Raw genomic sequence first — 24,569 nt, forward strand, 5'->3', positions numbered from 1 at the left:
GTGAGTCTACAGGATACCTCGTGCCATAGTGAACCGCGGGGAGCTAGGACTGTACCTTGTTGCTAAATGGTTGGGAAACATGCTGACTGGCGATGAATCAGACTACATACCCAAGAACTGCTATAGGATTTTACCAGTTTTCATAGCCGGAAAACCGAAATCAGTTATGGCCGTCTCCATCTAGTGTTTTAGTGTGGTGATGGTTGCTCAGATGGAAAGAGACGCCAAGTTTCAATGGTGGATTTCGCCTTATAATCTACCTTCTAGTAGGTAGTTTGCCGTCAATTAAAGAACCGTGCTGGCCGGAAATTCTATATTTTAGGAGGGGATGTTTGCCGCTTTTCCTTGCGACACAATCCGTGCAGGTATGGATGTCGATGCCGATGCCTCCATCTATCATCAATGTTGCTGATCCTAATCCAAGTCAAGTCATCACCGATCTGATCAGAATGCTGTCAGCTGCTAGTATTGACTCGCACGAAGACAGAACAAATACCCTTGTCCTTAAGGACTGGAAGGAGACAATTATGTTTGGAATTTCATCACTCGGCTGGATGCATACACTCAGCAGCTTACCCGCTATTCCGCTGGCTATATATATGTTTGCTCGTTACGGACGGATCGTGCCTCGGTCTAGGTCCGGTATCTTCTATTTTATTTCGATGCTGATTGGTGCTATCACCGTTTTCCCCATCGCACATCAATCGGTCAGCTATGTCATTGGAACAGCTACAATCCTATTGCTGCTCACCGGATACAGCATAGGGCGTATTGGGGGTTTCGGGCGTGCAGGCAAGTACCTTGAAACAATCTCCCTTAGTTTGACGGCGTTTCTATTGATGGTACCGACCGTTACCGAAACCTTGACCCGTGTTCCGGACGGTAATCCTATAGCCGCCGATGTGAAGTCGCCAATTCTTCTAGGCGCCCAAGCCGCTCTATTCGTTATTCTCATTGTTGGCTTGACGGCACAAATCATTCATTTGCGCAGGGAGGGCAGGGTGGCGTTGATCGAATCGCCGATCGAGATGTCTGGCGAATGAAGCATCATTAATGGAGATTTAGCATGACAATAAACCAGCAAGTCTTTTTAATATACAGACTCTTTTGAGAAAGTTCTAATTAAAAAGGAGATGCAAAACATGTCATTAACTCAAACTTTAGCGGAAGCCAAACAAGAATTTATTGCCCATACCCCTTTGGATATTCAAACGGAGATGTTCCGTCAGATTCGGGAGCAGCAGGAATCCGATATTGTGTACGGGCGACAGGAGGGGCAGAAGGCAAAGGATTTTACACTCAAGAATGCTTTGGGAGAAGAGGTTAACCTTTATGAGGAATTGTCCAAAGGACCTGTTGTCCTGACTTTTTACCGCGGTGGATGGTGCCCGTTCTGCAATAGTCAGCTTAAGGCTTATCAGAGGCTATTGCCGGACATCGAAGCCCTTGGAGGGCGGTTGATCGCTGTCAGCCCGCAAAGCCCGGACAACACGCTTTCCCAGCAGGAGAAAGAAGAACTGACGTTCCAAGTACTTAGCGATACACACGGTCTTGTGGCTGCTTTCTATAATATTCTTTACGACGTTCCGGATTACATCCAGGATATTATGAAACAAATTGGTATGGATCTGACAGAATACAACGCGACGAACCGTTGGATCCTGCCGATTCCTTCCACTTTTATGATCGACGAGTCCGGAATTATCCGTTCTGCCTACGTGAATCCGGATTTTATGCAGCGGTTAGATCCGGAAAGTATTATGCATGAATTAAGAAAGCTGTAATTTCACTGTTGTCCCAGGAGCAACAGTGAGAAGCTTTCCGACTGGATACAAACATATTTGTACAATGAAATGCGAAATAGGCATTTAAAACATATTGCACCCCAAATGTTATTGAAAATTTAACGTTTGGGGTGTTTTATATGAAACATAGGTTGATCCATTAAAATGGAAGTTTGTTGAAGGATATTCCGAAAGATGCTTCCATGCGATATCCATTTGGAGTATTATAGGTCCAATGGCTCGTTTTCAGGAAATATATTCTTCTATTCCTTAAATAAAATCCGGTATGATAAAATGTGCTATATAAACATGGTTTCCTGTCATGATAAAAAAACAGCATCCATGTTTTTTATTTTTTTGGAATTGAGGTGGGGGAATATGACAAAGGATACGGAAGATCTTGCCCGTGCAACCGGCAGTAAAGCCGTCACCAAACTGGAGTTCCGGGGAGGGGCCTTCGGTGCAGCTGTCCCGTTATTGTTTTTTGTGATTTGGGCGATAACGACGAGTGTACTGCAGCTGTCATCGGAAATCGGTTTGGTGATGGGGGCTGTCATCGGTTTAACGCTTGGGCTGTTGTTCAGTAAAAGCAAATGGGAGGATTATGCACAGGGTTTATTTGATGGTCTTGCCCAGCCAATCGGCGTAATTGCCATGGTTGCCTGGTTTTATGCCGGGATGTTTGCTCAAGTCCTGCAGACCGGTGGTTTGGTTGAGGGGCTGGTGTGGATCGGTGCGATTACCGGCCTGACCGGTGGACTTTTCGTCGCTTTGACCTTCTTGCTTGCAGCAGTCTTTTCCACTGCTGTCGGAACGGGATATGGTACTACAGTTGCTTTCTGTACGCTCATGTATCCGGCAGGAATTGCAACCGAAGCCGATCCTGTCATGTTGTTCGCGGCGATTTTAGCCGGTGCGGTGTTCGGTGATAACTTGGCTCCTGTTTCGGACACGACGATCGTCTCCGCTACGACACAAAACGCCGATGTGCCCGGCGTAGTACGCAGCCGATTCAAATACGCAATCATTGCTGCTATTCCAACCACACTGCTGTTTGCCATATTTGGAGGCGGCGCAGCGGTTTCCACAGATGAAACAGCTCGTACCGCGATGTTCGATTCCGCCGATCCTAAAGGGTTATTGATGTTGATTCCGTTCGCTCTCGTATTGATTCTTGCTTTATCCGGACATCATTTAATTACTTCGTTGACGTGGGGAATCATTGTTTCGATTCCGTTGATTGTTTTCTTGAATTTGGGAGCCTTCAGCGATATTATCCGATTCAATCCGGATTCGGATGCTATTGTGGAAGGTGCGCTTATCAACGGAATCACAGGTTATATTAATATGGCCATTTTAATCTTATTGATAGTGGGGGCTGCTCATTTGCTTCGCTTGGGTGGCACGATGAATGTCATCACCAATGCGTTGGTCAAATGGATTAAGACATCGATCCGTAAAGCTGAATTTGCCATCTGGTCGATTGTTGCCTTGCTGAATAGTGCTATCACCATCAACACTGCTGCGGAAATTGCCGCTGCTCCATTTGTCAAGGAGCTGGGCGACAAATACCGCATACATCGCTATCGGAGGGCGAACATGCTTGATGCGGTCACGTCTGCACTGGGATACATCTTCCCGTGGGGAGCGCCTGTACTATTGGGTTGGTCGACGATCCAAATGATGCAGGACACGTACGATTGGCTGCCGGTTGTAGCGCCGACTTCTGTATTCCCGTTCGTATTCCAAGGATGGTTTCTTGTTATCGTGATGCTGGTAGCGGCATTGACCGGCTGGGGACTGCGATTTGAAGGGGAAAATGGAGAAGAAAGCAAAGAACCGCCGAGCGGCGATTAAAACACAGAAGAATTATATCCAGAAGAGGCTGTTTCCTGACTGATCCCGGATGCAGCCTCTTTTTTGTCCCAGCATCAAACAAATTTCCTCTATATTATGATAGCTATCTAGTCCATTAGAAAATCCCTCACATATTATATGGCAATGGGGCAGGAAAAGAAAATGAGTGTCCATCATTGGGGGTGAACGGTCCGATTGGAACAAAAATTAAAAATCCTGATTCTGGTAAGACAATTTTGGCTGGATTTTCCCAAGCATAAACCAAAGATAGATATGTTGCGTGCTATCGAGGAATTTGCAGAAGTGAATTATTGGCATGAGGATGGGAACATCCATGAGATTCTGGGTGCATTACAATGGAAACCGGATTTTATATTTCATTATGATATTGCCTGGGACAATGGGCTCGCGCCTGTCATAACCGGTTTGGCAGATATTGATATTCCCAAGGCCTGTTTTGTGATCGACTTGCATTTTTCTAAAACGAAAAGGATTCAATATATCGAAAAAAACAAGGTGGATTTGATTTTTTCTGTCAGTAAAAATCCCTTTCTGACTGTATTTCCGCAATACAAGGATAAATTGTGCTGGCTGCCATGGTCGATCAATCCAGATATCATCAAGGATTGGAAGATGAAAAAGGATATCGATTATCTATTGATGGGATTGTTATATTATGAAGATGAACGGAATCCTCCGAGACAACTAGCAGCAAAGGGTCGCTATGCTTTTCGGGAAGCAGTGCTGAATACGATGAAAGATGTCCCGGGATTTGTATTCCATCCGCACCCGGGTCATAAAGTTCCGTACTCAGCGGAAATGTACATTAACGAGAAGTATGCCAGAGAATTGAACCGGGCAAAAATATTTTTCACCTGTGGAAGTCGAAATTCCAGTGGGGCTTTTGCGGTATTGAAGTATTTTGAAGTATTGGGGTGCAAAACGTTGCTGTTGGCAGAACCAAACCAGGAAATCACAGAGTTGGGTTTTCAAGACGGCGTCCACTACGTTGCCTGCAATACGAATGAGATTTATGAAAAAGCGTTGTATTATGTAAATAATGAGGAACAACGAAATCAAATTGTCCAAAATGGATATGACTTCATCCATCAAAATCATACGAACGAGATGCGGGCAAAGCAGTTTGTAACTTATTTAACGAATTATTTAAACAAGATATAAGATTTCTTTTCAGAGTAGGGAATTTCCTGCTCTTTTTTTGATAGCCATCATTTTGTCCGGAAAGCTGCAAAGTACCACATGATATTGATGACGACGCCTGCACCGCAAGCAACCAACAAAGCAAACAGCGATAAAGACATCCCGTTGTTCACCGTAAAAAAGGAGCCTCCTAAAAACATCGGGAGGAAGCTAAGTAATCCTACTCCGCATAATGCAGCCATTACAAATTTCACCCAAGTCATACCAGATAGAAAAAGGATCAACGGCACGAAATAGCAGATAAAGACCATGCTGACTGCAAGCCACATGCCAGTCGTATTGAATTGATTGGCGTTTTCACCGATGTCTGCCAGTGGTGTCAGAGTTGTCAAAATAATGACCAACCCGTAAAGCAAAGCGGAAACAATCGTAAAAATCGTGACTTTTCTTTTCAAGAAAATCCACCCTTTCTTTTCGTATTCATTATTCGTGTCCATTATACGTTTGTTTCATCATGATTAATAGTGAAATATCAGATTTTTACAAAAACGAAGGTGTTTTTCATTTATAATGAAAAAAGTAGGTACTGCCACAGCAAAGCATAGAATGACAGGATGATTGTTTTCCTGGTTGTTAGTATAAAAGCAAGGAGTGAACGACATGGCATGGGTAGAATCGATCCAACGGGCGATTGACTATATGGAAGACCATTTGCTGGAACCGATCAATTTGGAGGATGTTGCCAAACAAGCGCATGTTTCCGCTTTTCACTTTCAGCGGACATTCGCCATCTTGACGGACATATCGGTTGGTGAATATATACGGCGCAGGCGCCTGACATTGGCTGCACAGGAATTGATCCAAACCAGTAGCAAGGTGATCGATCTCGCCTATAAGTATGGCTATGACACTCCCGAGGCTTTTTCAAAAGCTTTTCGAAGGCAGCATGGTATATCACCAAGTGAATCGAGAAGGCTTTCTGAAATGCTGACAATCTATAACCGGCTGACCATCCAGGTACAGTTGAAAGGAGCAGATCCGATGAAGTGGCGAATTGTCGAAATGGAAGGTTTTTCAGTGGCAGGTATGAAACGATCCTTTTCTCTCACCGATGACGAAAACTTGAAAGAAATACCGAAACTATGGAATCAGGTGAATAATGATGGAACAGATGAGCGATTGTTTCGTCTGAATAACGGTCCGATTAAAGGGGTGCTTGGTGTTTGTGTTGATAATAAAAACGAAAAGCGGACAATTGATTATTGGGTGGCAACAGCATTTGATGGTGATCCTCCACAAGCATTCGAGCAAATGAACATCCCTGCTTCCAAGTGGGCGGTTTTCGAGGTCCGTGGACCGATGCCGGGTGCCATGCAGAAAGTATGGAAGCGGATTTTTACGGAATGGTTTCCCACTAGTGGTTACAAGCATGCAGGGACACCGGAATTAGAAGTGTATTCCAGTGATGATCCAGCCCGCCTTGATCTTTATTCAGAAATCTGGATTCCTGTAAAATGAGAAGCAGCTAAGGAAAGAGGAGGGACAGTCACATGCAGAAAAGAATCAGGGATTATGGTATCGAGATTGGCAGCCTGGAAACCGGACGCTTGAATAAAATTACTGACGTGAGCGGGGTGACGGTTGGTCATGCCACTATTGATGACGGGCCGTTAAAGACTGGGGTCACAGCTATCCTTCCTCACCAAGGCAATTTATTCACCAACAAAGTTGTGGGTTCTGTCCATGTTCTCAATGGTTTTGGCAAGTCGGTGGGCGCAATTCAGCTGGAAGAGCTGGGGACGATCGAAACGCCTATCCTGTTGACCAACACTTTAAGCATTGGAACGTGTACGGATAGTTTGATCGATTATATGCTGGAGCATAACCCGGAAATAGGCCGGACGACCGGGACGGTCAACCCGCTTGTCGGGGAATGCAATGATATGTACCTGAATGATATTCGGACAAGAGCAGTTCAGAACAGACACGTTAGAGAAGCATTGACTTCCGTCACCACCGATTTTCAAGAGGGGGGAGTCGGTGCTGGCACAGGAATGAAATGCTTCGGGCTGAAAGGTGGGATTGGTTCTTCTTCCAGGGTGGTCTCTTACCCGCATGGCTCTTATACAATCGGAGTCCTGACACTTACTAATTTCGGCTCCTTGGAACAGCTGCGGATAAACGGCAAGCAAGCAGGGAAAATCATTAAACAACGGCTGGCAGTACAGCGCGATGAACTCGACAAGGGGTCGGTGATGATCGTGGTTGCAACCGATTTGCCAGTATCTTCGCGCCAGTTGAAACGAATCATTAAAAGAGCGGGGGTTGGTTTGAGCCGTTGTGGTTCCTATATTGGAAACGGCAGCGGCGATATCGTCATCGGATTTTCCACAGTCAATCAAGTCGCTCATCGTTCTGATGGGAGAGTTAATTGTCATCGCTACATTCATGAGGATGACATCGACCCGGCATTCCTTGCAGTTGCAGACGCTACAGAAGAAGCCATACTCAATTCGATGCTCACAGCTGAAACTGTAACAGGCAGGGATGGAAATACGTTGTATTCGCTGCGTGAGTTTATCGGGTTCCTATAAAAAAACCGTCGGATTCTTTTCCGGCGGTGATTTCTTGTTATCTCAAAGGAAGTCTGGATTGTTCTTTAAAAAGTTTCTCCAAGCATGTTGTGTACCTTCCTCTAACTCCTGACGCGATGCGCGCAGTCTTTTTTCTGAGGTACCAAACCCGATCTCCAAATCGCCTTGTTTGATTCTGCTATATACAGAATCCGCGAATTCATGCAGGTCGGCACCGAATGTATGGAGGCCGGCTCCGCCTAAATCTGTATTGACAGCCGGAGGAAGAACTTCGATGACCTCTGTACCCGTTCCGGCTAGCTGCAGTCGGAGCGATACTGTGAAAGAATGGATGGCGGCTTTTGTGGCACTGTAGACAGGAACCCATACTCCTGGTGTGAACGCCAGACCGGAAGATACATTGATGATTGCCGCACTATCCTGGTTGGCAAGATGGGGTGCAAACAGCATGGATAAATGGATTGGCCCATCGACATTGATCGAAATTTCCTTTTGATAATCGGCCCAATGGTCGGCCGCCTCGAACAAGTTTGCTCTTTGTTGAATGCCCGCATTATTTACAAGGACGTTGATTGTAGGAAATTCTTTTTTTACCCATTCAAACAGTGCAACTCGATCCGCTTCGTCGGCAATATCGCATTTACGGGTGTGCAGCTGCGGGTATTTTTGTTTCGCATCGTCCAACTTTGTTTCATTCCTGCCAACGATGATGACAGTATTGTTGTCTTCCAGGAAACGTGCAGCCAGGGCAAGCCCGATTCCGGAGGAGCCGCCTGTTATCAAAATGGTGTTATTGGAAACATTCATATGGAACCCTCCAAGAGTATAATCAATTTACCAGGTTATCTTACCCGACTTCAGCTGAATTCAGCCAGTCATTTCAAGCTTTCTAAGCAGCTTTGGAAATACAAAAAAGGCTTTCCTGTGACAGGAAAGCCTTTTGTTAGACTAGTTACGCTTTTTCAACATTAGCTGCTTGAGGTCCACGGTTGCCTTCTTCGATATCGAAAGTAACTGCTTGGCCTTCATCCAATGTTTTGAAGCCTTCGCCTTGAATGGCAGAGAAATGAACGAATACGTCGTCGCCACCTTCTACTTCAATGAAACCGAAACCTTTGTCTGCGTTAAACCATTTTACTGTACCGTTAGTCATAAAAAAATTCCTCCACGTGCTTTTAGCACAATATATTACTATTCTTGCTCTATAAAATCATTCAAGACGATAATCGCTTAAAAGCTTTTTCTTCTTTCATTACAATCATACCGAACAACAATAATTGAATTAAGTATATCATGGATACTTCATCAATGGACATAGGTAAAAAGATTCATTTTTTGGGTGGAGGTGATATAAGGTGTGTGAATATTCAGTTTACGTGTTGAAATCCTGCAAATATCGTTCTATGATGAAAGGTGATTATATAGAAGGACGAAAAAATAGAAAAAGTAGCGGAACGGAAGTGGAAGGATGCAGAAAGAGATAATCAAAACCCGAAAAATCACCTTTCAGCGAGACGGCAGAAAGATTTTACAAGAGGTCGATTGGCAGGTAAGCTCGGGCGAACATTGGGTGATCCTGGGCTTGAACGGCTCCGGAAAAACTTCTCTATTGAAAATCGTGACAGGTTACGAGTGGCCTGCCCAAGGAACTGTTGATGTTCTGGGAAATCGATTTGGCAGGACGAATTTGCCTGAACTTCGCAAATCCATTGGTTGGGTAAGTTCCGCGGTCGATGAACAATTCCTTAATAGAGCGGACGATACAGCATTGGAAGTGGTACTGAGCGGAAAGCATGCTTCGATCGGTATTTATGAGAAGGTTGATAATCAGGATGTCTTGCGAGCAGAACAATTGCTTGATGAGATGCAAATGGCCGATTTTGCCGGGCATCCATTTGTGAAACTTTCTCAAGGGGAAAAACGCCGGGTCATTATTGCCCGGGCTTTAATGCCAGAGCCGAAAATACTAATACTGGATGAGCCGTGCAACGGCTTGGATATCTATGCGAAAGAACAACTGCTAACCACCGTCCAGAAAATGGCCGTTCAAAAGGGTGGACCGACACTGCTGTATGTCACGCACCAGCTGGAGGAAGTGATTCCGGCCGTCACGCATGGATTGCTGATTAATCAAGGGAGAGTGGTGGCCGCAGGGGAAAAAGCAAAAACATTGACCGATTCCAGGTTGATGGAGACGTTTCAAGTTCCTTTAGAAGTTGAATGGAGAGAATCACGCCCGTGGCTGAAGATAAAGTCGACTTTGTAGGAGGAATACAAGGTTCGCTGGAATAGAGGAAAAGGGACAGAAAGAAAAACCGAACGGGTTCGAAGTCTGCAGCTTCCGAACCCGTTCGGTTTTTTCCTTATGTCATTAAATAGGTGTTTTCAACCTCTTTTAGACTGATTTATTGATTGATGTTCCGGCAAGGCTTCAGCTAAATTTGAAAACATCATAAATGACAATGGATTTTTTATGTGCTAACTGTTATACTATTAATATAACAGTTAGCACATAAAAGGATGTGAAGCAATTGTGTTGATTAACATCGATTTACAGTCGAATGAACCAATTTATGAACAGTTAAAAAACCAAATCATGATTCAGATTGCCAGAAAGGATCTCAAGCCGGGGGATGGACTTCCGTCTGTCCGCAGGTTTGCAGCCGATTTAGGAATCAATTTGCACACCGTGAACAAGGCGTATCAGCAGCTGAAGCAAGAAGGGTTTATATTGATCCATCGTCAAAAAGGCGTGGTGGTCAATCCGGAAGGCATACCATCTGTAGATGGGGAGTACGAAGAAAAACTTGCTCAATCACTTCGGCCGCTGATCGCAGAATCCGCATGCAGGGGGATGACAGAAGGAGAATTTACTTCCTTTTGTCGTCAATTATTTAAACAATTAACAGATGAAGGGGATGAGTACTGATGGATGCTTTGGTTATTGCCGGCATTTTTGTTGTCTGTTTACTTCCGGTTTTTATTGTCGTCATGTTTACACCTTATTTAACAAGAAAAACGGAAAGCTTTGGTGTTTATGTCCCAGAAGAGATTTATAACGATCCACGATTGAAAAAAATGCGACGGATGTATGTCTATTCAACCGGGATAGTTAGCTTCCTCGTCATGATTGGAAGTTTCACCGTCGTCCAATCACTAGAAGGGGAAGAACAAATAAGCCTGGCCATTGCTTGCGGGCTTGTGGTCTATTCTGTTGTTTCTTTCTTGGTCTATCTTGTTTTCCATCGAAAAATGAAAAAACTGAAGGCAGAAAGCAAGTGGACAGAGCAAAAACCCCAGCAGGTGACGATCGATCTCCACTTTCAGCAGAAGCAATTGACAGTAACGAATTGGTGGTTCGCAATTCCTTATTTGCTCTCTTTCTTGACCTTGCTGCTGACGATTTCTTTTTATGAGCAAATCCCGGAACGCATTCCAATGCAGTATAACTTTTCGGGAGAAGTGACGAACTGGGCGGATAAATCCTATCGTTCCATGTTAATGATGCCTATCATGCAAGTATATTTAACCAGCTTATTTTTATTCATCAACACGATGATTTCCAAAGCGAAACAGCAGCTTAACGCAGCTAATCCCGAAAAATCGATGGAACAAAACATCCGTTTTCGCAGGCGATGGTCCGGCTATATTATTGTTTCGGGCACAGCTTTAACCTTGTTGTTCGCTTTTACGCAAATTTCCTTCATTTTTCCAGTAAACACACAGCTATTGACGATTGTCCCGATATTCTTGTCCGGAGCGATGGTAGCGGGAGCGATATTCCTTGCCTTTAATACCGGGCAAGGGGGAAGCAGAATCAAGACGGGCACAGACAAGCAGGGCGATGCCATTGATCGGGATGATGATAGGCATTGGAAACTTGGTCAATTTTACTTCAATCCGGAAGACCCCGCTTTATTTCTTGAAAAACGATTCGGGGTGGGCTGGACGATCAACTTTGCACGGCCGCTTGCTTGGACAGTGTTGATCGTGATCATCCTGCTGGCGGTCGCAATCCCTTGGCTTCTGGGCGTTTGAATAATCAAATTAAAGCCGAACGATTCTGATTCGTTCGGCTTTAATGATTTTTTCATATTGGTACATTCGCTCAGCTCCTTCCCCTAAAATCCCCCGATTTTACCATTCCGAACAGTGAGGCGGTCAGAGTAAAAAGTTGAAATGAACGGGTAGGCAACTTAACATAAGGGAATAGAAAAGGTATCAAAGATTGACGGATAAAATGAAATCAGTAGAAAAAAGGACGGATTGTTTCCATGAAGCAACTACATATAAAACACCATTGGCTTGGCAGACTGCTGGCTTCGGATCCCGGAAGAAAAAGGTTCCAGCAGGCTGGAAAAGCGACAATTAGCCTGATTTCTTCAGTGTTCACGATGCTGTTTATCCTGCATGCCAGCGGAAATGGACTGTTCACTCCCGCCCTTGTTGCCGGCATTTTGGGTATGCTTGGAATTATGACGGTGATGGATGATACAAAACAACAAAAAAAGGTGACAACGCTCCTGTTGGCAATATCAGCGGTTTTCGGAATATCGCTTGGCAGCCTGCTGGCCAACAATGCTTATTTTGTAGGAACCTTGATGATTGCGATCATTTTCAGTGCATTTTACTTCTCCAAGCACGGCAGTCGTTATTTTTCGTTGGGCATGGTCGGTTTTATGACAGTCTACTTTTCTTCCTTTTTAAAGTTATCGCCTGCACAATTTCCTTGGTTTTATTTAAGTATCGCGATTGGCGTCATGTATGCCTATCTTTATAACTTTGTTATTTTTAAGGATTCAGCTCAAGTATTAAAGAGAAGTATGCGGTCCTTTCACATCCAGGCCAATCTGACTTTCAATATCTTGATCCGCATCATTGAGGACGATCAAGCCAGTGAAAAGCGGATGAAAAGTCTGGAAAAAAATGTGGCGAAACTGAGTGAGTATGCCCGGAACGTTTCTGAAGATTTAAATGCACAGGATGTCGAGGATGTATGGCCCGGATTGAAAGCATCACAGCTGAGGTTGTATGTATTTGACACGGCAATGCTGACCGAAACGCTTTCCGATTCGATTCAGCGTCTCAAGCGAGCGGATGCGTTGGAAGCAGTCGAGATCCGCCAATTGATCGTCTGGATTGTTGCAGCGCTTCGGGACGCTGAAGTGCTGGCGCAGGATTATGAAGAGAAAAATCTGCAAGAGGCGGAGCGGTCGTTACAGGCACTCCGCTTAATGCTGGCAGAATTGCTGGATACAGAGTCGAGACCGTCTGGATGGATATACTTAATCAGACGAATCGAATCAATCGCCAATCATGTGATCGAAGGGGCAGCCGCAATCCAGTTATCTTTGCAACAGAAAAAACGATACGGCATAGACAAGGAAGATCCCGAGGATGACAAATCAGCAGAAAATGCCGATCAAGAAAAAACAGAAGGAATGGAACCTTCCACAAGGAAAGCTGTTCAATCGTTGGTAACAGGGACACTGGCTATTATCACAGGTTATTTGATATCTCCTGTCCAACCATACTGGGTGCTCCTTACCGCATTCATTGTCCAGCTTGGTACAGCCTCTGTCGGAAGGACTTACATCAAAGGATTTCAACGTTCACTCGGAACGGTTATCGGTGCTGTAATCGGTTTTTTTCTGGCAAAACTTGTTTCTGGTCACGCTGTCCTGGAAGTGACGTTGTTGTTTCTCGTGGTATTTTTGGCGTTTTACCTGTTTTCCGTTTCCTATACTCTCATGAGCTTGTTCATCACCATGTTGATTGCATTCCTATACGATGTGTTGCTAGGCGGTATCAGTCTGCAACTAATGGGTGCCAGAGTGATTGACACAGTCGCCGGTGCGTTGATTGCCCTTGTTGTATCTGCCGTAATTTTTCCTAAGAAAACAAAGGACAAGGTTGCTGAATCGTTTGAGGAATATCTGGAGGAACTGCGCCCGTTTGTGACGGATTATGTAAAAAGGTTCCGCCAGGAGGTCGATGTCAAAAGTTTTACCGATAGTGCCTTTAATTTGGATCAGAAGTTACAGGCGGTACGGGATGAAGCACAGTCCCTGCTGCAGCGGCCCGGTGCCTTCAACAATGCCAACCTGTTACGCTGGGTTACGATTTTTACCGCAGTCAATTATTATGCGAAGCATTTGATTGCTTCCTCGTATCAGAAAAATTTTCACTATCCTCAGGAACTGGAGGAGGATTTTCAAAAGATTGAATGGAAATTGAATCATAATATCCATACGTTGAAACAATTGATCAAGGGTGATGACACCCATGCCGAAGTTTACGCTCTTGATACAGAACGGTCACGTATTGAACGTCTGGCGCCAAGCAGAAAGCAGGGGCAAGGTGATATTATCCACCACCTTTATTATATTTGGCGGATTAATCAATCAATTGTTCTATTGAGCACAGAAATGGGCGCAGAAGAAAAGGGAAAGTGAGACAGGGACCTTGCCAGAGGGTCTCTGTTTTTTTTGTTGTATTGGAAATTTAATGGTCTGTGGATAATTATTGGCTGAAATAGCCAAGTCCAGCTCCAGCGCCTACACCGTGGAGGTCTTAAGCTTGTCGGAAGTCCAAACGATGAGGATGATGCAGGCGTTGGATTTTAGTAAACAGGTGTCCCATGGTACAAGTGCAGGCAAGTAGAAATGAAGCGTGAAAATCCTCTTCGAACTGATGAAGATTGAGATGAATCACAGGAGTGGATGAATAATCGCAATACGATTTCGGATGCCGGAATCTTTTGAAGCTGAAGGCTTGTTTTTTAACGACAACAGGAGTATTATGTTTCGTAGACATTTATTATCCATTATGGATAATAAAAAACTACAAAGAAAGAAGTGTGTTCATTGAGAATTAAAAGTGGTGTGGAGCAGGCGGTGAGCATCCTGGTTATTTTGGCAACCCAAAGCGAAGAGCAGCCGGTGAAAAGTGACATTATCAGCGCCCGGCTGAAGGTGTCTCCATCCTACTTGAAAAAAGTAATGCGGAAGCTGGTAGTCAATCAATTAATTACTTCGGTTTCCGGCAACCAAGGCGGTTTTTCGTTGGCCAGGCCGGCAGACGACATAACGATGCTGGATATACTGGATGCAATTGAAGGAACCGATCCGTTCCTTCAAGTAGATGGTCTGATTCAAAGTGTATTCCCGGAGACGGAACTGGCTGTCAAAGGGGAAGAGCTGTTCACTGATGTATTTCTGGAGGCTCAGATGAGCTATCGGGAAACATTGCAGACAGTCACGTTGGAAGCAGTATTAGAACAAACCATCGGTACAAGCGATTTTCGTTTGGTCGATTGGAATAAAGAAATGGGAAAACAAGACATTCTTGCCTTGCAATCCGTCAACTGGAGGAATGAGCAGTGAACATGTTGAAGGCGGAATGGAAGAATCTGTTCCATAGTAAAAAACTTTTGATTGTTGTATTCGGATTACTGATGATTCCGATTTTATATGCCGGTGTCTTTTTGGATGCGATGTGGGATCCCTATGGAAGTATCGAAGATCTGCCGGTTGCTGTGGCGAATGAAGACGTAGCAGCGGATTTTGAAGGGGAAAAACTGAAGCTGGGCGAAGAACTGGTTGACCGGCTGAAGGATGACGGCAGTCTGGATTGGCATTTCACCGACCGTCAGACAGCGATGGATGGTCTGGAAAGCGGCGATTACTACATGGTGCTGGTCATACCGCAAGATTTTTCGCAACATGCGTCTACCGTGTTGGACGATGACCCGCGCGAGATGAATTTGGAATACTACACAAATAGCGGGCAAAATTTTATTGCTGAAAAAATCAGTGCTTCTGCAGCAGAGGACATCAACAAACAAATCGCCGAGTCCGTAACCAAGGAATATGCGGATGCCATGTTTGAAAAGTTGAATGATATTGGGGACGGCATGGCCGAGGGAGCGGACGGAGCCAACGAAATGAAGGACGGAAGCCAAGAACTCGGTGATAACCTGAATAAGCTGTCCGACAGCATCGTGACGTTTGAAAATGGCTTGGACTCGGCAGAGGACGGAGCCGGAGAAATAGCGGTCAATGTCGGCAATGCCGCAGAAGGAGCGAGTGAACTTGCCAGCGGTGTGGAAGAGTACACAGCCGGTGTTCGATCATTAAATGGCGGGATCGGTGATTATACAAACGGAGTGTCCGATCTGAACCAAGGAGTTCACCAATATTTGGCCGGTGTCGGCAAGCTTGATAACGGACTGAATGATTACACGTCTGGGGTAGGGACGCTCAACAATGGGCTGCAACAATATACCTCGGGCGTTGATACATTGAATCAAGGATTGCAGCAATATACGTCCGGCGTCGGACAACTGGATAATGGACTTGAACAACAAGCACAGGGGGCAAACGACCTGGCATCCCGCAGCTCAGAACTGATCAATGGCAGTGAGAAATTGGCCGATGGCATAGAGGAATTGAGTCCGGGTGTCAGTCAATTGAACGAGGGCCTTCAATCAGCCGCAGGAAAAAGCGGAGAATTGAGTGAAGGGTTAAACGAACTTGCTACCGGAAGTGCGGAATTACAAAAACAGGTCGATCAACTTGCCGGGAAACTGCAGGGAGCCTCCGCAGAAAGTGATGAATTGATTCAAGGGTTGAATGATATCACTTCTGGCTTAAAGGAATTGCAAAGTCAGGTGGATGCGGTTGGAAGCAGCCAGTCCGGCGATGATTTGGCTGAGCAGATAAATGAATTAAAAGCAAAGCATGACGCAGAAATTATTGAAACGGTTGAAAACAATGAAAATCTTGATGAAACCGAAAAACAGACTTTAATAGAGGAGATTCAAAATAAACAGGCTGGACAATCGATGCAGCCAATCGTGGATGGTATAAACAAACAGTTTGATGTCATGAGCGCAAAGATGGATGAGTTGTCCGAAGCAATCGGTACGATGATCGTCGGACTGGAAGGTAACGAGACGGAACCGAGTGCTGTCGAAGGGGTCAAACAACTCACAGCTGGTTACAAGGAGCTGGAGGAGGCAGTTGTCGGCGATGCTGACAGTGATACACTGCAGGGAGGCGTCACACGTCTGAATAACGGACTCCAAAACGCTGAAAAGGGCAGCGCAGCCTTGAATGATGGATTGAAAGAACTAGCAGAAAACAGTGGAAAGCTTGCATCAGGTTCTGCGGAATTGCAAGCTGGTGCTGAACAGTTAAACAGCGGTATAGAAAGCTATACGGCAGGTGTCAATCAGCTAAAAGAAGGTGCCGATTCCTTGGCATCTGGCGCCAGTGATTTAAATTCCCAATCAGATGATTTGGAGGATGGTGCCCAACGGCTGGATGACAATGGAGAGGAACTTGCCTCCGGTGCCGAAGAGCTTGATCGTCAATCGGGTAACTTGACGGAAGGATCGGAGCAGCTCGCTGAGCAGGGTGGAGAGTTGTCGAATGGGTCCGAGCATCTGGACTCGAAAGGTGATGAGTTGCGGGCAGGATCACAGACTTTGGCAAGTAACGGACCGGAATTGAGGGATGGTGCAAACAGCCTTGCCGAGGGGCTTCCACAATTGCGTACGGGATTACAGTCATTGAATGGCGGACTGTCTGATCTAGCTAACGGATCAAAAGAATTGGAATCCGGTACCAATAAACTGGAAGATGGCAGTTTCGAACTGGCCGGCGGAGCCGATGAACTAGCCGACAAATTGCGTGAAGGTGCGGACGAAATAGAGGACACCAATACTGGTGATGGCAATGCGGAAATGTTCTCCTCTCCAACCAAATTGTTGAACGATGAAGTGGCTAGCGTTCCGAATTACGGATATGGCCTGGCACCGTACATGATGTCGGTCGCTTTATTTGTAGGAGCGGTAATATTCTGCTTGTTATTCCCGATATTCAAGCCGCATACAACGCCTACATCCGGTTTTGCCTGGTGGATTAGCAAGTACTCGATCGTCTTGCTTGTTTCCATTCTGCAGGCTGGCATCATGACAGCAATCATGGTTTGGGGACTGGGCTTGGAGCCTCACAGCGTCACTGAACTGTTCCTGATTTCGATTGTTGTATCGTTTGCCTTTATGGCACTGATTGGATTTTTCTCCCTGGCATTTGGCAATGTCGGCAGATTCCTAATGTTGATCTTGCTGACACTGCAATTGGGTGGTTCGGCTGGCACGTTCCCTATCCAGCTATCCAATGGATTTTTCCAAGCCATCCATCCGTATTTGCCGATGACGTATTCAATCGATGCATATCGCCATGCCATTTCATTAGGCGGATCGATTACAAGTGATATAATCGTGCTGGTTGGCATATTCATCGTTTCCCAATTGGGACTGCTCGTATTCTTCACCTTGAAAACAAAGAAGTATCGCGGTGACGCAAATACAGAAGTAGTGACTCAATAAAAAAGAAAACAAAAAAGCGCCCGGGCTGGAATCAGTCCGGACGCTTTTTTACTATCGTCAAGTCAATAGCCAAACGTCGAGATTAGTTACAGGTCAGGTCATTTATTTTAGTTCTTCTCATGATGGTCCTCATGAGAATGTGTGCCGTCTTTACACATTAGCGAATCGTCATGGGGATGTTCTTCGTTTTCCATTTGTACAGTGACATGGCCTATTCCCTTATGCTGTAATTGGTCTTCAATCGTACGGAGCAGTTTCTGGCTATCGTGGATCGATATATTATCACTGACGACAGCATGGCAGGACATCGCATTTTGTCCGCTGGTGATGCTCCAAACGTGGAGGTCATGAATGCTGTGGATGCCAGGGATGTTTTCAATGGCGTCAATAATATCGCTAAGTTCCACATTCTTTGGCGTGCCTTCCATCAAGATATGGCAAGCATCTTTGGTAACCCGGATGCCGCTTATCAATACAAGGACAGCGACTATCACACTGGCCAGCGGGTCTGCCCATCCCCAATTGAAGAACAGAATAAGAAGCGCGGCTATAATCGCTCCGACCGAACCGAGCAAGTCACCTATTACATGGAGAAAAGCTGCACGTAAATTCAGATTTTCTTCTGTATCGCCTCTCATTAAAATCCAGGCAACAACAATGTTGACAACCAGTCCTATTGCACCGATCACCAGCATCCCTGTAGAAGCTACCTCCGGCGGGTCTTGGAAACGCTGGTATGCTTCATAAAAGATATAGATCGCAATTAGCGACAGGGTGACCCCATTGAACAGGGCTGCGAGAATTTCAAACCGTTTATATCCATATGTTTTGCTGTAATTGGCTACTTTTTCACCAAGAACGAAAGCGAGCACCCCAACGCCCAGCGATACAGAGTCACTTAGCATATGGCCGGCATCTGATAACAAGGCAAGGCTGTTTGTTAAAAAGCCGCCGATTGCTTCCAGCACCATATATACTGAAGTGATGAAAAAACTGATTAGCAGTGCTTTTTTATTTGCACCATGCGTGTGATCATGCCCATGACTGTGACTATGTCCCATTGTTTTTCCTCCTTCTTAATGCAAGGCGTGTTCGATTGTTTGTTTCAAAATGCCGATTACATGCTGGTCATCGTGGGAATAAAACAAGGTGGTTCCCGCTCTTCGATATTTGACGAGCCGTAGATTTTTCAAAAAACGCAGCTGGTGGGAAACGGTAGACTGTTTCAATTGTAATTTCTCGGCGATTTCGTTGACAGCGTATTCTTTGTTGAACAGTAGATGAAGAATCCGGATCCGTGTTGGATCTCCCAGTGCTTTGAACGTTTGAGAGACAATGAACAGAGTTTCTTCATCAAGATTGTCGTTGTCTGTGAACACTTCTTCACTTGATTCTTCCACTTGGATGACCTCCTCATTTCAATATATGTACGCACACTACTTATGTGCTTATATTAGCATATGTTCATATTTTATATCTTATTGGAAACTATGTCAAAATCAATTCAAAAATTTTCTTCCTCATAGGTTGTGTTTTTATGGTTTCGGTCTTCTCTATATAGAGGATGTGAAACTGCAAGGTCCAGATCCTTCTTTTTCTATAGAAAATCGGGTTATATTATCAGCGATAGTTTATCCTTTTCTTACAGCACGATACAGCAGAACAGTCAAAGTGCTTGAAATAGAAAGAGCGGCAACATCCATCGAATGCTTCCGCTCTGGTCATGATCGCTTATAGATTAGGCCAAAGAAATGCTGTAATTGCTTTATCCACTCCACGATGCTCGTGGAGGCCGGAGTGAGTTGCTTCTGTATCGTAAAAAACTTCCTGGCTGTAATGTGTTGCAGGAACGATATCTTTTATGCCAAGGGCGCTGCTAACTGCGACAAGCCCGTCCCCTGGGTTGTCACTGCGTTGCAAAGCTCCAGCTACTGCAAGCACCTCGGTGTCAGCAGGGAAGGCAGCTTTGTGGTCGGCCATCGATAACAATGCCGGTGAATCTACTCTCAGATCTACTGCAGCGGCACTGCTCCCGGGCTTGTAATATCTTTCAGCGCTGATTCCCTTGAAAGGACTGCCGATCACAATCAGTTTATCGACGGATGGATAAATGTCTTCGCTGCTGGTTAATAAAAAATTGGCAGCAGCTAAACCTCCCATGGAATGTCCGACCAGGTTGGCCGTTTTGAAACCATAGTTTTCATGCAGCGTCGTCATCACCTTCCGCAGCCACATTGTCTGGTCGGTGATGCTTGCCTGATTGTTTTCAAAAACAACTTGGATAAAAGGATGTTTCTGACTGAAGTATCTTCCTTTAATGGTGAGGTCACCCTGTTTATTGATATGGAAGGTGAGGCGCCTGACATCGGGAATACCTGTCTCCAACCTATCGAGTAATGTATCGAACGAGCGGTAGGTTCCTTTAAAACCATGGACAAATACGGTGGGGACGATTTCAGCGTTGTCCTGGGAACGAATCGGTTTAGAAAAAATATAGGTGGATGAACCGATAACGATCAACGAAGCGACGACAACGAAAAAAAAGACATAGCGGAATTGTTTTAGTTTTTCGGTCACTGTTGTTCCTCCTGTTGCATGTTACCTTTATTCTACTATAAACAGAAATGGATTGATTGATTCCATCTGCTCAAATTTTGAAAGTTTATGCCGTTTTTTGGCAAGAGAGATGAAATGATATTAAACAAGAGGAAAATGTAACGGGCGGTTTCTTCTCTTAAGGCAGGATGGGTTTTAAATGGTTGCAAACCTTCTTTTGCTGGTTATATAGTTGAATACATATGCCAAAAATTGAATGCCGATCATCAGAGGAGACATCTACATGGACAGTTTCAATCAGCAATTTCTATATTCTATTTCCATCATCATTTTAGGTTACATTTTAAAAAGGTTCGATATAATCCGGGAACGAGAAGGAGAAGGGTTGACCAGACTGGTTTTAAACGTCACCCTCCCTTGCTTGCTCATTGTAAGTTTCAGTGAGATCGTCATCGATCCTTCCCTGTTTTTATTGGTGATCATCGCTTTTGTATATGGGTGTTTCATGGCCTTCCTGGGTTCTTTTGTGTTTCGGAATGAGAGTTCACTCAACAAAGGGATGTTGTTGATGACCCTTCCAGGTTTCAATATAGGTCTGTTTGCTTTTCCGCTAGTAGAAGGCATTTGGGGGAGTGAAGGGTTGAAATACTTCGGTATGTTCGATGCTGGCAATGCCTTTGTCATTTTTGGTCTGAATTATATGGTGGCGACCTATTTTGCCAGTGGCGATGTAAAACCGGATTTCAAAGCGATGACGACAAAAATCTTTAAATCCATCCCTTTGATGACGTATATCCTTGTTTGCACCATCAATTTGCTGGGACTAAAGCTTCCGGATTTTGCGCTTGGTGTTGCGGGAACAATATCCCAGGCAAACATGCCCTTGTCGCTGCTTATTTTAGGCATCTACTTAAATTTGCAATTCGACAAAAGCAATTTAAAAATCATTTCGAAATTCTTGATTTTTCGATATGCAACCGGAATTGCCGTCGGTTCCTGCCTGTTTTGGCTGCTGCCATTTGATGATTTATTCAAATACACGTTGTTGATCGCGCTTATTTTGCCGACTGCCGCAACGTCGTTGGCTTATTCTGTAGAATTCCGTTATGATACGAAACTTGTCGGCACCATCGCAAATATCACCATCATCATCAGTTTTGTCCTGCTTTGGCTAATCGCAAATTTGGTTCTTTAAACAAAGTAGTGCAAACGGATTAATTTTCTTTGTTTTTTCGACAAAAAAAGGATAGGCAAAACGATGTGTTTTCTGATTTTTCATTCATCCTTAACCCTGGCTTAATAAATAGCTTGTATAGTAGAAGGAGCAAGACTATAACGGATAAGGGAGAGGAAACTGTGGGGAAATTTTTCAATAGGAAGCTTCTAAGTGGTTTGGCTGTACTTGCTTTATTCAGTTGTTTGCAAGGGTATTCTCCAGAGACGGCGCAGGCGGACGGTTTACCGATTACTTCTGTGGATGCGCCTGCTCCGGTAATCGAACCGACAGTGGAAAACGAGAACAATGACACGAAGGTTTTGTTCGACAATACGCACGGCCAGACCGCAGGCGCTGCCGACTGGGTCATCAATGGTGCATTTTCTGATTTTGGCGAGGCGATAGCCGGCGAAGGCTATTATGTGGAAGAACTTAGACAAAGGACTCCGATTACTTACGAGGATTTGGCAGACTTCCAAGTGTTTGTCATACCAGAAGCCAACATTCCTTACAAAGATGCAGAACAAGATGCGATATTGCAATTTGTCGAGAACGGCGGCAGTGTTTTCTATATCGCTGACCACTATAATGCCGACCGAAACTTGAACCGTTGGGATTCAGGGGAAATTTTCAATGGATATCGCCGTGGTGCCTTCGATGATCCCACAAAAGGATTCGAAGAGGATGAAATCGAATCTGAAGCGATGCAGGATGTGTCTAATTCAGATTGGCTTGCCGACCATTTTGGTGTCCGGTTTCGTTTCAATGCCATCGGTGATGGAGTAGCAGAGGATATTGTAACACCTGATGATAGCTTTGGGGTCACACAAGGTGTCGACGGAGTGGCTTTCCACGCAGGGGCTACCATTGCTGTGACCGATCCATCGATAGCCAAAGGTCTTGTTTATGTGCCAGAGGGCGTTTCTTCGTGGGGGCCGGCAGTCGACCAGGGTGTTTACAATGGAGGCGGACGAGATGAAGGAGCTTTTGTAGCCATTTCAAAAGTCGGCCAAGGGAAGGCAGCGTTTATTGGTGATTCCTCCCCTGTGGAAGACAGCAGTCCTGCCTATCTAAGAGAGGATACTGGCAGTACAAAAACGACCTATGATGGGTTTGAAGAGGCAGATGACGCAGTCCTTCTTACCAACTTGATCAATTGGCTGGCGGAACAAGAAGATTATGCTGATTTCACTGGGCAAGGTATCCCGTTGGATGAGCCTACGGATCTCCATGATTTCGAAATCCCGGAAAATAGCACAGAACCGGAATCGGAGCCATGGTCTAACCCGCCTTCGGGTTATGAATGGTATGATCGTACGACTTTCCAGCCCGGTTCTTATGGGTCGGAGGAAGAAGCGTCCAATCCAGAGTATCAATTGCAATATCAGGATGTCTTGCCGGGTGACATGCAGGAATTCCAAATTCGTTTTTCCGGTGACAAACTTGGAGCGAATGGAACGGAATCTGACTTTCGTGTAGGAATTTACTTGGATGGCGGGCAGCAAGTCGCCCAGTTCAGCTTAGATGGCGAAAATTGGTCAAGCAATTATGGATATTCTGAGTACTTTGCCTTGAATGCTGATCAACAAGGGCACGCTTCTAAGACTTTGTATGTCCGTATTAAATCTGGTGTGGACGGAGAGGCGAATTTGCGAGTCAAACAAGGTTCTGCCAACTTGTTGACGGAATCCGTGACAATCGACCCTGATGCCGTACCGGAAGACCTTCCGGAAGAAGAGACGCCCGATTTGCCTGAAGCAGCGCCGATCGATCAGGTCCGCGACCTGGGAGACGGTGAACTTGCAACCATACAGGGAACTGTAACGTCTGCATCAGGGTTATGGGGAGCAAAAGGCTTTTATATACAGGATGAAACAGCAGGAATATATGTGTATCAAAACGAGCAAGACGTGAACCCCGGGGATATTGTCCAATTGACTGGTACAACCGAGACATACAATGGAGAAGAAGAGCTTATGAACATCCAGGCGTTTGAAGTGGTTGGCTCTGTCGAGGTTCCCAGCCCGGTTATAGTTGGACCGGCAGAACTGTCCGACCATCAGGGCAGCCTGGTCGGTTTGGAGGCAGTCGAAATTACCGACCTCAGGAAAGCCGACAATTATGGCACTACGGAATTTACTGCAGTCAATTCGGCCGGCGATTCGGTCGTTGTACGTCTGGATAACCGGACTGGAAATGACTACGACGCGTTTCCCTATCAAAACGGAGACGTTATTTCCGTCACCGGCCTTGCGAGCGTTTTTAATGGTACTTACCAGTTGAAGCCGCGAGGTATCGATGATTTCTCTGCCGTAGATAACGGTTCATTGAGGCAGCTGATCATCGATAGTGATATCAGACCTGGGGGAATCAAAATAGCATTGCTCGTCAAGCTGAAGATCGCCGAAAGAAACAGTAAGTATTACGATAAAATGATAAAATTCATCGACCACCAGCCCGACAAACACATCAGTGCTGACTTAAAGACAGAGCTGATATCTATGATCAAGGCTATTCGCTAATTAGCAGGGTAACTGGCCGGAATAATCACCAAAGCGAAAACCGAGCGATGTTTCGAAGTCCTAATTCGAACTCGTTCGGTTTTTTGCTTTTGCGAATAAGAGTACAAACACTCCACTACAACTTGCCGCTTCGCTTTTTGCGGGACACGGATTCAGTAAAGAAAACCACTTTGCAGAATGGATCTGCGCTCCAGAGAGGCTGTCATCCTCGCTTTGATTCGTTTTTAAAGCCGTTCAGATTCATCCAATCAATCTAGGGAAATTGCTTAACTAAGACTGGATCCATTATTCTAAAATCAGGACACTGTAATTTAGCGAAGGCAGGATATGGAGACTCCTACGGGAACAGCATAGCTGAAAATCACGCTAGAAAGCGGTTTATACTTACTGAGGAAGTTGAAGCCGTGTCCGCGGAAAGTGTAGGATCTTCCCACAGCACCGAGAAGCGGTATACTGTTGGAATTTTTGTGATTGGAGAAGTGT

Annotated in this window: 21 protein-coding genes; 15 read left to right on the top strand and 6 right to left on the bottom strand. The window is 45.1% G+C overall.

Going from position 1 to position 24,569, the window contains the following annotated elements; all coding sequences use genetic code 11:
* Nucleotides 1-332 precede the first annotated feature (332 nt).
* From ABVF09_RS16405 to ABVF09_RS16420, 4 genes are all read left to right on the top strand, one after another.
* On the top strand, nucleotides 333-1,043 hold the full coding sequence (locus tag ABVF09_RS16405; RefSeq protein ID WP_371069665.1) for a hypothetical protein: 711 nt from the start codon (nucleotides 333-335) through the stop codon (nucleotides 1,041-1,043).
* A gap of 99 nt (nucleotides 1,044-1,142) precedes the next feature.
* Nucleotides 1,143-1,784 (top strand): peroxiredoxin-like family protein, encoded by a 642-nt coding sequence (locus ABVF09_RS16410; RefSeq protein ID WP_153464879.1) that lies wholly within the window; start codon nucleotides 1,143-1,145, stop codon nucleotides 1,782-1,784.
* Between the two features lie 378 nt (nucleotides 1,785-2,162).
* On the top strand, nucleotides 2,163-3,641 hold the full coding sequence (locus ABVF09_RS16415) for a Na+/H+ antiporter NhaC family protein (RefSeq protein WP_371069666.1): 1,479 nt from the start codon (nucleotides 2,163-2,165) through the stop codon (nucleotides 3,639-3,641).
* Between the two features lie 195 nt (nucleotides 3,642-3,836).
* On the top strand, nucleotides 3,837-4,823 hold the full coding sequence (locus ABVF09_RS16420) for a glycosyltransferase family protein (protein ID WP_153464883.1): 987 nt from the start codon (nucleotides 3,837-3,839) through the stop codon (nucleotides 4,821-4,823).
* A 47-nt stretch (nucleotides 4,824-4,870) separates the two neighbouring features.
* Here the strand turns inward: ABVF09_RS16420 and ABVF09_RS16425 are convergent, their stop codons facing one another.
* Nucleotides 4,871-5,257 (bottom strand): DUF5391 family protein, encoded by a 387-nt coding sequence (locus ABVF09_RS16425; RefSeq protein ID WP_153464885.1) that lies wholly within the window; start codon nucleotides 5,255-5,257, stop codon nucleotides 4,871-4,873.
* A 205-nt stretch (nucleotides 5,258-5,462) separates the two neighbouring features.
* Here ABVF09_RS16425 and ABVF09_RS16430 point away from each other — a divergent pair, with 205 nt between their 5' ends.
* A complete protein-coding gene (locus ABVF09_RS16430; protein ID WP_026571531.1) occupies nucleotides 5,463-6,320 on the top strand; it encodes an AraC family transcriptional regulator in 858 nt (285 codons plus the stop codon).
* A gap of 32 nt (nucleotides 6,321-6,352) precedes the next feature.
* Nucleotides 6,353-7,396 (top strand): DmpA family aminopeptidase, encoded by a 1,044-nt coding sequence (locus ABVF09_RS16435; RefSeq protein WP_153464887.1) that lies wholly within the window; start codon nucleotides 6,353-6,355, stop codon nucleotides 7,394-7,396.
* 42 nt (nucleotides 7,397-7,438) lie between these two features.
* Here ABVF09_RS16435 and ABVF09_RS16440 read toward each other — a convergent pair whose 3' ends face one another.
* Together ABVF09_RS16440 and ABVF09_RS16445 are read right to left on the bottom strand one after the other, a co-directional pair.
* Complete coding sequence (locus tag ABVF09_RS16440; RefSeq protein ID WP_153464889.1) at nucleotides 7,439-8,203, bottom strand: SDR family oxidoreductase; 765 nt, start codon at nucleotides 8,201-8,203, stop codon at nucleotides 7,439-7,441.
* Between the two features lie 145 nt (nucleotides 8,204-8,348).
* A complete protein-coding gene (locus ABVF09_RS16445; RefSeq protein WP_026571528.1) occupies nucleotides 8,349-8,549 on the bottom strand; it encodes a cold-shock protein in 201 nt (66 codons plus the stop codon).
* Nucleotides 8,550-8,864: 315 nt separating this feature from the next.
* Between ABVF09_RS16445 and ABVF09_RS16450 the strand changes: the two genes are divergently transcribed.
* The 7 genes from ABVF09_RS16450 to ABVF09_RS16480 all read left to right on the top strand — a co-directional run bounded on the left by ABVF09_RS16450 (nucleotide 8,865) and on the right by ABVF09_RS16480 (nucleotide 17,792).
* A complete protein-coding gene (locus tag ABVF09_RS16450) occupies nucleotides 8,865-9,662 on the top strand; it encodes an ABC transporter ATP-binding protein (protein ID WP_035427271.1) in 798 nt (265 codons plus the stop codon).
* A gap of 267 nt (nucleotides 9,663-9,929) precedes the next feature.
* Nucleotides 9,930-10,325: a GntR family transcriptional regulator gene (locus tag ABVF09_RS16455; RefSeq protein ID WP_026770966.1), complete on the top strand. Its 396-nt coding sequence runs from the start codon at nucleotides 9,930-9,932 to the stop codon at nucleotides 10,323-10,325.
* Nucleotides 10,315-10,455, top strand: coding sequence for an SWIM zinc finger family protein (locus tag ABVF09_RS16460; protein WP_371069667.1), 141 nt, complete (start codon nucleotides 10,315-10,317; stop codon nucleotides 10,453-10,455). Before ABVF09_RS16455 ends, ABVF09_RS16460 begins: the two co-directional genes overlap by 11 nt.
* The gene (locus ABVF09_RS16465; protein WP_371069668.1) at nucleotides 10,388-11,434 is read left to right on the top strand and encodes a DUF1648 domain-containing protein; all 1,047 of its coding nucleotides are present in this window, start codon (nucleotides 10,388-10,390) and stop codon (nucleotides 11,432-11,434) included. Before ABVF09_RS16460 ends, ABVF09_RS16465 begins: the two co-directional genes overlap by 68 nt.
* Nucleotides 11,435-11,670: 236 nt before the next feature.
* Nucleotides 11,671-13,851: an FUSC family protein gene (locus ABVF09_RS16470; RefSeq protein WP_153464892.1), complete on the top strand. Its 2,181-nt coding sequence runs from the start codon at nucleotides 11,671-11,673 to the stop codon at nucleotides 13,849-13,851.
* Nucleotides 13,852-14,262: 411 nt separating this feature from the next.
* On the top strand, nucleotides 14,263-14,781 hold the full coding sequence (locus ABVF09_RS16475; RefSeq protein WP_026571523.1) for an RrF2 family transcriptional regulator: 519 nt from the start codon (nucleotides 14,263-14,265) through the stop codon (nucleotides 14,779-14,781).
* A 2-nt stretch (nucleotides 14,782-14,783) separates the two neighbouring features.
* A complete protein-coding gene (locus tag ABVF09_RS16480) occupies nucleotides 14,784-17,792 on the top strand; it encodes a YhgE/Pip family protein (protein ID WP_371069692.1) in 3,009 nt (1,002 codons plus the stop codon).
* 107 nt (nucleotides 17,793-17,899) lie between these two features.
* Here the strand turns inward: ABVF09_RS16480 and ABVF09_RS16485 are convergent, their stop codons facing one another.
* The 3 genes from ABVF09_RS16485 to ABVF09_RS16495 form a co-directional block, all read right to left on the bottom strand.
* Complete coding sequence (locus tag ABVF09_RS16485) at nucleotides 17,900-18,853, bottom strand: cation diffusion facilitator family transporter (protein WP_026770962.1); 954 nt, start codon at nucleotides 18,851-18,853, stop codon at nucleotides 17,900-17,902.
* Nucleotides 18,854-18,868: 15 nt separating this feature from the next.
* A complete protein-coding gene (locus ABVF09_RS16490) occupies nucleotides 18,869-19,192 on the bottom strand; it encodes an ArsR/SmtB family transcription factor (RefSeq protein WP_026571520.1) in 324 nt (107 codons plus the stop codon).
* Between the two features lie 331 nt (nucleotides 19,193-19,523).
* Entirely contained in the window at nucleotides 19,524-20,369 is an 846-nt protein-coding gene (locus ABVF09_RS16495) for an alpha/beta fold hydrolase (protein ID WP_371069669.1), read from the bottom strand.
* Nucleotides 20,370-20,631: 262 nt separating this feature from the next.
* Here ABVF09_RS16495 and ABVF09_RS16500 point away from each other — a divergent pair, with 262 nt between their 5' ends.
* Complete coding sequence (locus tag ABVF09_RS16500; protein ID WP_371069670.1) at nucleotides 20,632-21,543, top strand: AEC family transporter; 912 nt, start codon at nucleotides 20,632-20,634, stop codon at nucleotides 21,541-21,543.
* A gap of 161 nt (nucleotides 21,544-21,704) precedes the next feature.
* Nucleotides 21,705-24,086, top strand: coding sequence for a DUF5689 domain-containing protein (locus tag ABVF09_RS16505; RefSeq protein ID WP_371069671.1), 2,382 nt, complete (start codon nucleotides 21,705-21,707; stop codon nucleotides 24,084-24,086).
* Nucleotides 24,087-24,569: the final 483 nt, after the last annotated feature.

The sequence above is a fragment of the Sediminibacillus sp. JSM 1682029 genome, from assembly GCF_041366435.1.
Lineage (GTDB): Bacteria > Bacillota > Bacilli > Bacillales > Amphibacillaceae > Sediminibacillus > Sediminibacillus terrae.